The 11,482-nt window shown below is 68.9% G+C and carries 10 protein-coding genes; 6 read left to right on the forward strand and 4 right to left on the reverse strand.

Translation table 11 applies throughout. The annotated features are described in order from the left end of the window. Window positions 1-58 precede the first annotated feature (58 nt). Together pepN and EV140_RS12130 are read right to left on the reverse strand one after the other, a co-directional pair. Window positions 59-2,605: an aminopeptidase N gene (gene pepN / locus EV140_RS12125; RefSeq protein ID WP_130284275.1), complete on the reverse strand. Its 2,547-nt coding sequence runs from the start codon at window positions 2,603-2,605 to the stop codon at window positions 59-61. Between the two features lie 63 nt (window positions 2,606-2,668). Continuing rightward, window positions 2,669-4,624: an alpha-amylase family glycosyl hydrolase gene (locus EV140_RS12130; protein WP_241971437.1), complete on the reverse strand. Its 1,956-nt coding sequence runs from the start codon at window positions 4,622-4,624 to the stop codon at window positions 2,669-2,671. 51 nt (window positions 4,625-4,675) lie between these two features. On the opposite strand from EV140_RS12130, the gene EV140_RS12135 reads away from it, so the two are divergent. Together EV140_RS12135 and EV140_RS12140 are read left to right on the forward strand one after the other, a co-directional pair. Beyond that, window positions 4,676-6,097 carry an NAD(P)/FAD-dependent oxidoreductase gene (locus EV140_RS12135; protein ID WP_130284279.1) on the forward strand — a complete coding sequence of 474 codons (1,422 nt, stop codon included), beginning with the start codon at window positions 4,676-4,678 and terminating at the stop codon, window positions 6,095-6,097. After that, complete coding sequence (locus EV140_RS12140; RefSeq protein ID WP_241971438.1) at window positions 6,094-6,441, forward strand: cupin domain-containing protein; 348 nt, start codon at window positions 6,094-6,096, stop codon at window positions 6,439-6,441. Before EV140_RS12135 ends, EV140_RS12140 begins: the two co-directional genes overlap by 4 nt. A gap of 30 nt (window positions 6,442-6,471) precedes the next feature. Here the strand turns inward: EV140_RS12140 and EV140_RS12145 are convergent, their stop codons facing one another. Beyond that, window positions 6,472-7,248, reverse strand: a complete 777-nt coding sequence (locus EV140_RS12145) for an SDR family oxidoreductase (protein ID WP_130284281.1) — start codon at window positions 7,246-7,248, stop codon at window positions 6,472-6,474. A 119-nt stretch (window positions 7,249-7,367) separates the two neighbouring features. On the opposite strand from EV140_RS12145, the gene EV140_RS12150 reads away from it, so the two are divergent. The 4 genes from EV140_RS12150 to EV140_RS12165 are packed head-to-tail and all read left to right on the forward strand — an operon-like array spanning window position 7,368 to window position 10,951. Further along, a complete protein-coding gene (locus tag EV140_RS12150) occupies window positions 7,368-7,853 on the forward strand; it encodes a ribose-5-phosphate isomerase (protein ID WP_130284283.1) in 486 nt (161 codons plus the stop codon). Window positions 7,854-7,858: 5 nt separating this feature from the next. Further along, entirely contained in the window at window positions 7,859-8,842 is a 984-nt protein-coding gene (locus EV140_RS12155) for an Fpg/Nei family DNA glycosylase (RefSeq protein WP_130284285.1), read from the forward strand. Between the two features lie 8 nt (window positions 8,843-8,850). Then, window positions 8,851-9,489 (forward strand): FMN-binding negative transcriptional regulator, encoded by a 639-nt coding sequence (locus EV140_RS12160; protein ID WP_130284287.1) that lies wholly within the window; start codon window positions 8,851-8,853, stop codon window positions 9,487-9,489. Then, the gene (locus EV140_RS12165; RefSeq protein WP_130284289.1) at window positions 9,470-10,951 is read left to right on the forward strand and encodes an amidohydrolase; all 1,482 of its coding nucleotides are present in this window, start codon (window positions 9,470-9,472) and stop codon (window positions 10,949-10,951) included. Before EV140_RS12160 ends, EV140_RS12165 begins: the two co-directional genes overlap by 20 nt. 36 nt (window positions 10,952-10,987) lie before the next feature. Here the strand turns inward: EV140_RS12165 and EV140_RS12170 are convergent, their stop codons facing one another. Next, window positions 10,988-11,473, reverse strand: a complete 486-nt coding sequence (locus EV140_RS12170; protein ID WP_130284291.1) for a Dps family protein — start codon at window positions 11,471-11,473, stop codon at window positions 10,988-10,990. Window positions 11,474-11,482 lie beyond the last annotated feature (9 nt).

The raw sequence follows: 11,482 nt of genomic DNA on the forward strand, positions 1-11,482 counted from the left end.
CGCGCATCCGAAAAAAGGATGCGCGGGGCTGAGATCGTGACCGGATGCTCGGCGCCGGTTACGCGCGCGCGTCGCGACGCTGCGCGGCGACCGCCCGCTCGACGCCCGCGAGGTTCTCGCTCACCATGCGGCGCAGGGCCGCGGGCTGGTCGGCGTTCGCCTCGAGCCACGCGCGCGTCTTCACGATGAGGTTCTCGTTCGCGAGCGCGGCGGGGTAGAGGCCGAGAATCAGGTACTCGGCGATCTTGTACGTGCGCGACTCCCAGATCGGCACGATCGCGTCGAAGTACGCGCCGACGAGCTCGGCAAAGCCGGTCGGGCCGTTGGCGTGCTGCCAGCCCATCGTCGTCATGCGCACAATCGCGTTCGGCACGGTGTCGTCGCCGACCAGCTGGTCGAACACGGCGCGCTTCGCGTCGCTGCCGGGCAAGGCAGCCCGGGCTCGGGCGGCGGCCTGCTGACCGTTCGACGTGTTGTCCGTCGAGAGCGCCGCGTCGATCTCGCTGTGGCCGATCGCGCCGTTGAGCGCCAGGCCCTCGATGAGCAGCCAGTCAAGGTCGGTGTCAACGGTGAGCTCGGGCAGCGTGATGGTGCCGTCGCGCAGCCCGCTGAGGGTTGCGACGTGGGCGGGCGTCGCGGCCATGTTCGCGAAGTACTGCACGAACTGGAACTGTGCGTCGCTGCCCGGCTCGGCCTCGGCGGCCAGCTGCCACAGGCCGTCGGCGACGGCGACGACCGTTTCCTCGCGCGTCGAGGGTTCGACGTAGGTGCGGGCGACCTGCGCGAGCTGCAAGAGCGTGGTGCGGATCGTCGTCGACTCGGTCTCGCTCGCGATGTTGTTGAGCACGAGGCGCACGTAGTCGCGGGCGGCGGTCTCGCCGTCGCGCGTCGCATCCCACGCCGCACCCCACACGATGGCGCGGGCGAGCGGGTTCTCGATGTCCTTGAGGTGCGCGATTGCCGTCTCTAGCGAGGCGTCGTCGAGGCGAATCTTCGCGTAGGCGAGGTCGTCGTCGTTCAGCAGGATGAGCGCGGGGCGGGTCTTACCGACCAGTTCGGCGACCTCGGTGCGCTCGCCGTCGACGTCGAGCTCGTGGCGGTGGGTGCGCACGAGCGACCCACCGTCGAGTTCGTAGAAGCCGATGGCCATGCGGTGCGGGCGAATCGTCGGGTAGTCGGGGTGTGCGCTCTGCAGCACCGCGAACGCCGTGATGACGCCGCTGTCGTCAACCGTCAGCTCGGGGCGCAGCGTGTTGACGCCCGCCGTCTCGAGCCACTTGGCGCTCCAGTCGGTGAGCTCGCGGCCGCTCGTGGCCTCCAGCTCGCGCAGCAGGTCGACGAGCTCGGTGTTGCCCCAGGCGTGCTTCGTGAAGTAGTTCGAGACGCCCGCGAAGAAGTCCTCCTCGCCGACCCACGCGACGAGTTGCTTCAGCACGCTGCCGCCCTTGGCGTAGGTGATGCCGTCGAAGTTGACCTGCACGTCTTCCAGGTCGCGGATGTCGGCGACGATCGGGTGGGTCGAGGGCAGCTGGTCTTGCTTGTACGCCCAGCTCTTCTCCATCGCCTGGAAGGTCGTCCAGGCTTCCGTCCACTCGGTGGCCTCGGCGGTCGCGATGGTGGAGGCCCACTCGGCGAACGACTCGTTCAGCCACAGGTCGTTCCACCACTTCATGGTGACGAGGTCGCCGAACCACATGTGGGCGAGCTCGTGCAGGATCGTGACGACGCGGCGCTCCTTCACGGCGTCAGTCACCTTCGAGCGGAAGACGTAGACCTCGGTGAAGGTCACGCAGCCCGCGTTCTCCATCGCGCCGGCGTTGAACTCGGGAACGAACAGCTGGTCGTACTTCTCGAAGGGGTAGGGCACGTCGAACTTCGACTCGAAGTAGGCGAATCCCTTGCGGGTGATGTCGAAGATGTAGTCGGCGTCGAGGTACTCGAACAGCGACGCGCGAGCGTAGATGCCGAGCGGAATGGTGCGGCCGTCGCTGGAGGTGAGCTCCGAGTGCACGCTCTGGTAGGGGCCGGCGACGATGGCGGTGACGTAGCTCGAGATGCGCTGCGTCTTGGGGAAGGCGAAGACCGCGCTGTCGCCCTCGACCGTGGGTTCGGGGGTGACGCCGTTCGAGACGACCTTCCAGTGCTTCGGTGCGCGCACGGTGAAGGTGAACGTGGCCTTCAGGTCGGGCTGCTCGAACACGGCGAACACGCGGCGGCTGTCGGGAACCTCGAACTGCGAGTAGAGGTAGACCTCGCCGTCGACGGGGTCGACGAAGCGGTGCAGGCCCTCACCGGTGTTCGTGTACTCGTGGTCGGCGACGACCGTCAGCTCGTTCTCGGCGGCCAGGTTCGGCAGCTGGATGCGGATACCGTCGGCCACCTCGGCCGGGTCGAGCTCCACCCCGTTCAGGGTGACCGCGTGCACCTCGCGCGCGATGGCGTCGATGAACGTCGAGGCGCCGGGCGTCGCAGTGAACGTCACCGTCGACGTCGAGCGAAACACCTCCGGCCCGGTCGTCAGGTCGAGCTCGACGCGATAGCTCTGGGTCGATACGAGCGACGAGCGCTCGCTCGCCTCCACGCGGGTGAGATTGTCTGCGGGCACGGTTGCGGCCTCCTTCGGCGACGGACGTGAGTGGCGCGGCTCGTGGCCGCACAGCCGCCCAGCCTAGTGCGCGGGCCCGAGCGCCGCCCCGTCGTTCACCGAGGCAAGCGCCGGGTCGTCGACCACGCGCATCCAGACGATGCCGTGTTCGGGAATCGTGAGGTCCGTGCGCAGCGACCGCCGCTCGCCGGTGATCAGGTCGACGCCGGTCGGCGGCTGACCAGACAGGGTCAGCGCCGTGACCGTCTGCGGCTGGTCGGCCATGTTCGCGAAGCACAGGATGCGCGTGGCCATTCCCTCGTACACGCCCGGTCGCTGATACCCGAGCACGTGCGGGTTCTTCGCGTCGAAGCCGATGAGCGTGCCCCCCGCGAACTCGGGGGTGCGGCGGCGTAGCTCGATAAGGGCCGTCAGCATCGTGTAGAGCCGACCGGCGTCGGTCGCGGGGTCGTGGCGCTCGGCGTAGCGCGCCTCCGGGTAGAAGGGCCGCCCCGACCACCGGCTGTCGTCTGCCTTGCCGGGGTCGTCGCGGTACGAGTAGTCGTTCGTCTGGCCGACCTCGTCGCCCAGGTAGATCAGCGGCAGGCCGCCGGTCGACAGCGCGATTGAGTGGGCGAGCACGATGCGGTCGATCGCGCCGCGGTCACCCGCCTCGAGCCCCGTCAGCGACGCGGTCGCCCCGCTGATGCGGCAGTCGCCCGTCTTCGGGTTGTCTTGGAACGGGATGCCGCGGGCGAAGCTGCCGGGGAATCGCCCGACGTAGAAGTTGTTCAAGAAGCGCCGGTGCTCGAAGCCGTTGATTCCGAGCTCGGCGGCGTCCTCGTCGGCGAAGGTCCAGCCGATGTCGTCGTGACTGCGCACGTAGTTCACCCACGCGGTGCCGTCGGGCAGATTGTGGCGCCGGTCGAGCGCCTGTTGCAGGAGGCGTGCATCCCGCGTCGCCAGCGAGTTCCAGATGAGCGCCATTTGCAGGGGGTTGTACGAGATCTGGCACTCGCCCGGCGAGATGTACTCGACCACCTGGTCGGGGTGCACGATCGCCTCGCTCTTGAAGATCAGCGCGGGAGCGGCGATGCGGCACACGGCGTTGAAGGCCTGCAGCAGCAGGTGCGCTTCGGGCAGCGACTCGCAGCTCGTGCCGAGCTTTTTCCAGATGAAGGCGACCGCGTCCATGCGCAGCACGTCGATGCCCTGGTTGGCGAGGAAGAGCATCTCGCCGGCCATCGCGCGGAACACCGCGGGGTTCGCGTAGTTGAGGTCCCACTGGAAGCTGTGGAAGGTGGCCCACACCCAGCGCCTCGATCCGTCGGGCACGGGCACGAACGAGCCGGGGTGGTCGTCGGGGAAGATCTCGCGCACCGTCTCCTCGTACCGATCGGGCATGGTGCGGTCGGGGAAGATCCAGTAGTAGTCCTCGAACTCCTTCTCGCCCGCGAGCGCGCGCTGGGCCCACTCGTGCTCGTTCGAGGTGTGATTGAAGATGAAGTCGACGACGAGGGCGATGCCGTTTGCCCGCAGCTCGGCGGCGAGCTGCGTCAGCTGCTCCATGTCGCCGAGCGCGGGATTCACCTCCCGGTAGCTCGACACGGCGTAGCCGCCGTCGCTGTTCGGCTCGGGCGCCAAGAACAGGGGCATGAGGTGCAGATACGTCAGCCCGAGTTCGCGGAAATACGGGATGCGCGCGCGCACGCCCTCGAGGTCGCCCGCGTACCGGTCGACGTACGCAACGCCGCCGAGCATCCGATTTGACTGGAACCAGGAGGGTTCCGCCTCGCGGGCCGCATCGAGTTCCTTCAGATCGGCGGGGCGCCGCTGCCAGCTCGCGGCGAGCTCGCCGAGCAGCGCCTCGAGGTGTCGCGCGACGGAGGCGTCATCGCCGTAGACGCGGGCGAAGAGTGAGGCGAGACGCGGCACCTCACGCTCGGCGCGCGCTCGGAAGGCGGCCCAGTCGGCATCGGAGGTCTCGGGCCGCCGCGCCGTCTCCAGGATGCTCGTGTCGATACCGAGAGGATGCTCCATTGCCCGCCTCATCTATTGTCCAAGTGGATAACCTCTGGCACTCTGGAGGTTATGGCCTCCACGGTATTCGAACGTCGCCCCGCAGACCCTGCGCTCGTGCGCGAGGCGCTCGCCGACTCGCGTCTCAGCGTCTTTTGGCTCGACGACCTGCCGACTCGTGAGCCGCAGCCACGACTCACTCGGCGGATCCACGCCGACCTCGCCGTCGTCGGTGGCGGCTACACGGGCCTGTGGACGGCTCTGCGCGCCAAGGAACGCGACCCCGAGCGTCGAGTGGTGCTCGTCGAGGGGAAGACGATCGGCTGGGCGGCGTCGGGGCGCAATGGCGGCTTCGTCGAGGCGAGCCTCACCCACGGCGAGAAGAACGGTGAGGCCCGCTACCCCGACGAACTCGAGACGCTCGACCGCCTCGGCATGCAGAACCTCGACGAGATTCAGCAGACGGTCGAGGCGCGCAACTGGCAGTGCGACTTCGAGCGTGTCGGCTCGTTCGCCGTCGCCACCGAGCCGTACCAGGTGGCTGAGCTCGCCGAGGCGCACGACGGCGAGACCGAGCACTTCTACGACGCCGAGGCGATGCGGGCGCACATCGCGTCGCCGACCTACGAGGGCGGCCTCTGGTCGACCCGCGACACGGCGCTCGCCCACCCGGGCAAGCTCGCGCGCGAACTGCTGACCGCGTGCCTCGAGGCGGGCGTCGAGGTCTTCGAGTCGTCGCCCGTGCTCGAACTGCGCGCCGAGCCCGACGCGGTCGAGCTGCGCCTGCGCGAGGGGGGAGTCGTCCGCGCGAGCCGCGTCGCGCTCGCGACCAACGCCTTCCCGTCGCTGCTGAAGCGCTACCGCCTACACACGGTGCCGGTCTACGACTACGTGCTCATGACCGAACCGCTCACGGATGCTCAGCTCGCCTCGATCGGCTGGTCCGGTCGTCAGGGGGTCGCCGATTCGGCCAACCAGTTCCACTACTACCGGCTGTCGGCCGACAACCGCATCCTCTGGGGCGGCTACGACGCGATCTACCACTTCGGTGGCCGCATTCGCCCCGAGTACGACGAGCGGCCCGAGAGTTACGAGCGTCTCGCGAGCCACTTCTTCACGACCTTCCCGCAGCTGGAGGGCGTGCGCTTCACCCACCGCTGGGCGGGCGTGATCGACACCTCCAGCCGCTTTTTTGCATTCCACGCCACGGCGCATCGCGGTCGCGTTGCCTACTCGGCGGGCTTCACGGGCCTCGGCGTCGCGGCCACCCGTTTCGCTGCCGACGTCATGCTCGACCAGCTCGCGGGACTCACGACGGCGCGCACGTCGCTGAAGGCCGTGCGCGACTTGCCACTGCCCTTCCCACCCGAGCCGGCGACGTTCCCCGCCGTGCAGTCGGTGCGCTGGGCACTCGACCGCGCCGACCACAACGAGGGTCGTCGCAATCTTTTCCTTCGCACCTTGGATGCTGTCGGCCTAGGCTTCGACTCGTGAGCGAATTGCCCCTCGACGCAGCCACGGTGCTGCAGGCCCTCGAGCTGCCGCTCGAGCACGAGCCCGTCGACGCCGACCAGGTGATCGACGGCTCGCCCACCACCGGCGTGGCGGCGCTGACCGAGGTCGACGATTGGGAGATCGGCGTCTGGGAGATCACCCCAGGCACCGTCACCGACGTCGAGGTCGACGAGGTCTTCATCGTGCTGAAGGGGCGGGCGATCTTGCGCCGCGACGACGGCAGTGAGACCGAGCTCGTTGCCGGCAGTGTCGGCCGACTCGAGGACGGTGAAGAGACCGAGTGGGAGGTCCACGAGACGCTCCGCAAGATTTACATCGCCTGATCCTCGATCAGCCGACCGCGCGCATCCGGCCTACCAGGTCGAGTCGCCGCGAATGACGACGTCGCTGCCGCCGTCGATGAAGACGACCTGACCGCACAGGTGCGTGTTCTCGACGCTCGTCAGGTAGCCGATCAGGTGCGCGACCGTCTCGGGCGTGCCGACGCCGTTCAGGGGCATCGGCACCATCTCGAGCAGCTGCTTCTCGGCCTCGGGGGTCGCGATCATGTTCTCGGTCATCGGGGTACGCATGACGCCCGGCGCGACGGCGTTGAGGGGGATGCCCGCTCCGGCCCACTCGGCGCTGGCCGCATTTCGGCGAATCCACAGCGCAAGCGCCCGCTTTGTCGTGCCGTAGATGGTCGAGGCCGTGCCCGCGTCGATGAGCTCCTGCGCGCGGTGCAACGCGGCCGGCTCGTCGTGGGCGAGCATCGCGTCGAGCAGCTCGTCGTCAATGGGGAACAGCGAGGCCATTGAGGCCGTGGCGACGGCCCGCGGCGAGTCAGAACTGGCGAGTAGAGGGCGTAGTCCCTCCAGCGTTGCCAACGCGCCGAAGTAGTTCACGCCGACCGTCGCCGGCAGCTCGCGGGCAAGTCCCGCGTTTGCCACGACGCCGTCGATCGTTCCCCCCGACAGCTCACGGACGCGAGCGACCATGTGGTCGCGCCCCTCGTGAGTGGTGAGGTCGGCACTGATGTCGGTGCCGTCGAGGTCCACCCCGATCACCGTGTCTCCGCGTGCGGTGAGCAGGTCGGCCGTTGCCTTCCCGATTCCGCTTGCTGCTCCTGTGACGACAATTGTGCGTGTCATGGGGATCGTGTCTCCTTCGACAGGGGGTGGGTGGGCGCGGTCTGCGCCGCCAGATCCACCCTGTCGCAGACGGCGCACGCCGCGCCAGGGTCTTTCGGCCCGCGCCTAGAATTGTGGGTATGCGCATCCACGTTGCCACCGACCATGCCGGACTCGAATTCAGCCGCACGGTGCAGCAGCACGTGGCGAGTCAGGGCCACGAGGTCATCGACCACGGCCCGGTCGACTACGACCCGGCCGACGACTATCCCGCCTTCTGCATCAACGCCGCCCGCGCCGTCGCGCGCGATCGCGAGGCCGGCGTCGAGTCGCTTGGCATCGTCTTCGGCGGTTCGGGCAACGGCGAGCAGATGGCGGCCAACAAGGTCGAGGGAATCCGCGCCGCCCTCGTCTGGAATGAGGCCACCGCCGTGCTGTCGCGCGAGCACAACGACGCCAACGTCATCGCGATCGGCGCCCGCCAGCACGCGGTCGACGAGGCGCTGCGCTTCATCGACATCTTCATCCAGACCCCGTTCCCCGGCGAAGAGCGGCACGTGCGTCGCATCGGCCAGCTTGGCGAATACGAGACGACCGGTCAGATCACCGGCCACGAATTGCACTAGCCGACGTGCCCGAGGGTCACTCTGTCCATCGCATCGCGCGGCAGTTCGAGCGTCACTTCGTCGGTGAGACGGTTGCCGCGTCGTCGCCGCAGGGGCGCTTCGCCGAGGGTGCGGCATTGATCGACGGGCGCACCATGACGCAGTCGCGCGCCGTCGGCAAGCAGCTGTTCCTCGAGTTCGACGAGGCGCTGTACCTCCGCGTCCACCTCGGCATCTACGGCGCGTGGGATTTCGGCGGCGCGGTGAGCCGTGACGCCACCACGCGCGCGTCGCGCGGTCGCATGGGGCAGACCGGGATGCGCGGGGCCGCCGACGACACCGTCGTCGGCGAGCACGAAGACTCGCTCGCGTCGATCGGCGCCCCCCGTCGTACCCGTCTGCGCATGGCTGAGCAAGAGACCGAAACGGAAACGCTCGAGGGTTTCCCGCCGGAACCCGTCGGGCAGGTGCGGGCGCGGCTGCTCACGGAGACGGCCGTCGCCGACCTGCGCGGTCCGACCGCGTGCGAGGTCATCGACGCAGCCCAGGTGCAGCAGGTGATCAACCAGCTCGGGCCCGACCCCCTGGTCGACGACCCTGATGAGGGCGAAGAGCGCATGGTCGAGCGCGTCCGGAAGCGTCGCACCCCGATCGGGCTGCTGCTCATGGACCAGTCGGTGGTGAGCGGCATCGGCAACGTGTACCGCGCGGAGATCTTGTTCCGAGCGCGCCTTGATCCGCACATCCCGGGTTCGCAGTTGAGCGACGAGACCGTGCGCGACCTCTGGCGCGACTGGCGCTACCTGCTCGGAGTGGGGGTCGACACGGGTCAGATGCTCACGATGGACGACCTCGACGAGGAGGCGCGCGCGCGAGCGCTGCGCAGCCGGGCCGACCGGCACTGGGTCTACAAGCGAGAAGGCTTGCCGTGCCGCGTCTGCGGAACGCACATCGTTCTGGAAATGGCCGCCGCCCGCAAGCTCTACTACTGCCCGACCTGCCAGCGATAGGGGCCGCCATGCGTCACACACCGCACTACCTGCTTGAGGACCGCGACGAGGTGCGACGGCTCGTGCGCGAGAACCCGTGGGCGACGATCGTGTCGCACGTGCCCGATCACGGCATCGTCGCCTCGCACTACCCGTTCCTTCTCGACGAGGAGGCGAGTACGGGGGATGAGATCGTGCTCCTCAGTCACGTGGGCCGCCCCGACGAGCAGCTGCACCGGCTCGGGGAAAGCGAAGTGCTCGTGATCGTGCAGGGTCCGCATGGCTACGTCTCACCCAGCTGGTACGCGCCGGGCGACAACATCCCGACCTGGAATCACGTGACCACTCACCTGTACGGCGTGCCCGAAATTCTCGACGATGCCGAGAACTTCCGTGTGCTCGCCCACCTCACCGACCACTTCGAGCGGCTCGTGGGGGAGAGCGCACGAAGCCTCGCGCTCGACGAGGAGTATTCTCGGAGGGTCGCCCGGGGAACGGTCGGGCTCAGACTGCGGGTCACCCGCATCGACGCTCGACGGAAGCTCAGCCAGAACAAACCGGCCGAGGTCGTCGACCGCATCATCGACGAGCTCGAGGGTGACGGACCGTACGCGCACGACGGGCTCGCCCGCGAAATGAGGAGGGTGCATGATCCGCGCCGTTCGTAACGCCCGCCCTCTCGGCGGTCACGACCCGGTCGACCTCGTGCTGCGCGACGGCATCATCTCGGCCGTCGCGCCAGCCGGTGCGCTCGACATCAGTACCGGGCCCGACGTGATCGACGCGGACGGCCGCTTCGTGCTGCCGGGACTGTGGGACGAGCACGTGCACATGACCCAGTGGGCGCAGTCGCGGCGCCGCATCGATGTCGGCGAGGCCGAGTCGGCTGCCGAGGCCGCCGCCATCGTGCGCAGCGCTCTCGCCAGCCGCACGGACGCCGACGACGTCATCGTCGGCGTCGGTTTCCGCGACGGGCTCTGGCCCGACACCCCGACGGCCTCCGTGCTCGACGCGGTCGTCGCCGACCGTGCGCTCGTGCTCATCAGCGCTGACGTGCACTCCGTGTGGCTGAACTCGGCCGCCATGGTGCGCTTCGGCGTCGAGAGCGGCGACGGGCTGCTGCGTGAGGAGGCGGCGTTCGCCGTCACTCGCACCCTCGATTCCGCCAGTGACACGGTCATCGACGAGTGGGTGCGGGAGGCGGCTGCCGACGCGGCCGCTCGCGGCGTGGTGGGCATCGTCGACCTGGAGATGCGGTGGAATCTCGACGACTGGATGCGCCGGGTCGGCGGCGGATTCGACGCCCTGCGCGTCGAGTTTGGCGTCTACCCCCAGCACCTCGACCGCGCGATCGCTCAGCGTCTGCGTAGCGGCCTGCCGGTTGCCGGCGAGGTGTCGGTCGGCCCGCTCAAGGTCATCACCGATGGCTCGCTCAACACCCGGACCGCCTACTGCTGCGACCCGTACCCGGATGCGACGGAGCACGCCTACGGCCTGCTGACGGTTCCGCCGTGCGATCTGCAGCCGCTCATGGCGCGGGGGCACGCGGCGGGGTTCCGCCTCGCGATTCACGCGATCGGCGACGCCGCCAATCGTCTCGCACTGGACGCGTTCGCGCGCCTCGGCCACGGCGGCCGCATCGAGCACGCTCAGCTGGTTCGGCGCAGCGATCTGCCCCGCTTCGCCGCACTCGGCGTCACGGCGAGCGTGCAACCCGAGCACGCGATGGATGACCGCGATGTCGCCGAACGCTACTGGCCGGGCCGCACGCACCGCGCGTTCCCCTTGCGCGACCTGATCGACTCGGGTGCTCACGTGGTGCTCGGCTCGGACGCGCCGGTCGCACCTCTTGACCCCTGGATCGCGATCTCGGCCGCGACCGCGCGAACCCGTGACGAGCGCGCGCCATTCCATGGTGAGCAGGCGATTACGGTGGCGGAAGCACTCGCCGCCTCGACGCGTTCACGTGTCGCCGCGGGCGAGCACGCCGACCTCGTTCTCATCGATGCGGACCCGCTCCAGATGGATGCTCGCGAGCTGCGATCGATGCCGGTCGCGCACACTCTGATGGCGGGCCGCCCCACCTTCGGGCCCGCCGTCGCCGCGCAGCGCGACGCCGCCACGGCCTAAGGCCGCAGCGGCGTCGATGGCGCTGTCGCGCGTCGCCTATTCGGCGATGTGCGAGAACAGGAACCAGCGGTCCTGCTCGAGTCCGTTGGTGATCGCGATGGCGATGTCTTGGCTCACCTCGTCGAGTTCTTCGAGCCCCTTGATGGCGGCGCGCAGGGTGACGAGCGACGCGTCGATGCCGGCGATGATGTCGGCGATCAGTAGGTCGGTCTGCTGGAACCCGGCGCGCACGGGCGGCACGGTGGTTTCTTTGGCCACCGTCGCGGCGCGCGCGTCGAGCGGGAGCCCGAGGGCCGCGATGCGTTCGGCGGCCTGGTCGCTGTATTCGCGGGCGTGATCGACGAGCGTGTCGAGCAGTTCGTGCACGGCCTGGAAGTTGCTGCCGCGCACGTGCCAGTGCGCCTGCTTGCCCTCGAGGGCGAGGGCCGTCAAGTTGATCACCACGGGAGCGAGGTATTGCGAGACGCCCGAGATCATGTCGGCATCGGTGGTCTGTTCGGGGGCGGCGGCGACGTCGGTCATGGCGTCCTC

The organism is Microcella alkaliphila (assembly GCF_004216855.1).
GTDB lineage: Bacteria > Actinomycetota > Actinomycetes > Actinomycetales > Microbacteriaceae > Microcella > Microcella alkaliphila.

Excerpts from the sequence above, each read along its gene's own strand:
- EV140_RS12130 (WP_241971437.1), bottom strand. The coding sequence starts at position 4,624 with ATGGAGCATCCTCTCGGTATCGACACGAGCATCCTGGAGACGGCGCGG.
- EV140_RS12135 (WP_130284279.1), top strand. The coding sequence starts at position 4,676 with ATGGCCTCCACGGTATTCGAACGTCGCCCCGCAGACCCTGCGCTCGTG.
- EV140_RS12145 (WP_130284281.1), bottom strand. The coding sequence starts at position 7,248 with ATGACACGCACAATTGTCGTCACAGGAGCAGCAAGCGGAATCGGGAAG.
- EV140_RS12150 (WP_130284283.1), top strand. The coding sequence starts at position 7,368 with ATGCGCATCCACGTTGCCACCGACCATGCCGGACTCGAATTCAGCCGC.
- EV140_RS12160 (WP_130284287.1), top strand. The coding sequence starts at position 8,851 with ATGCGTCACACACCGCACTACCTGCTTGAGGACCGCGACGAGGTGCGA.
- EV140_RS12165 (WP_130284289.1), top strand. The coding sequence starts at position 9,470 with ATGATCCGCGCCGTTCGTAACGCCCGCCCTCTCGGCGGTCACGACCCG.
- EV140_RS12170 (WP_130284291.1), bottom strand. The coding sequence starts at position 11,473 with ATGACCGACGTCGCCGCCGCCCCCGAACAGACCACCGATGCCGACATG.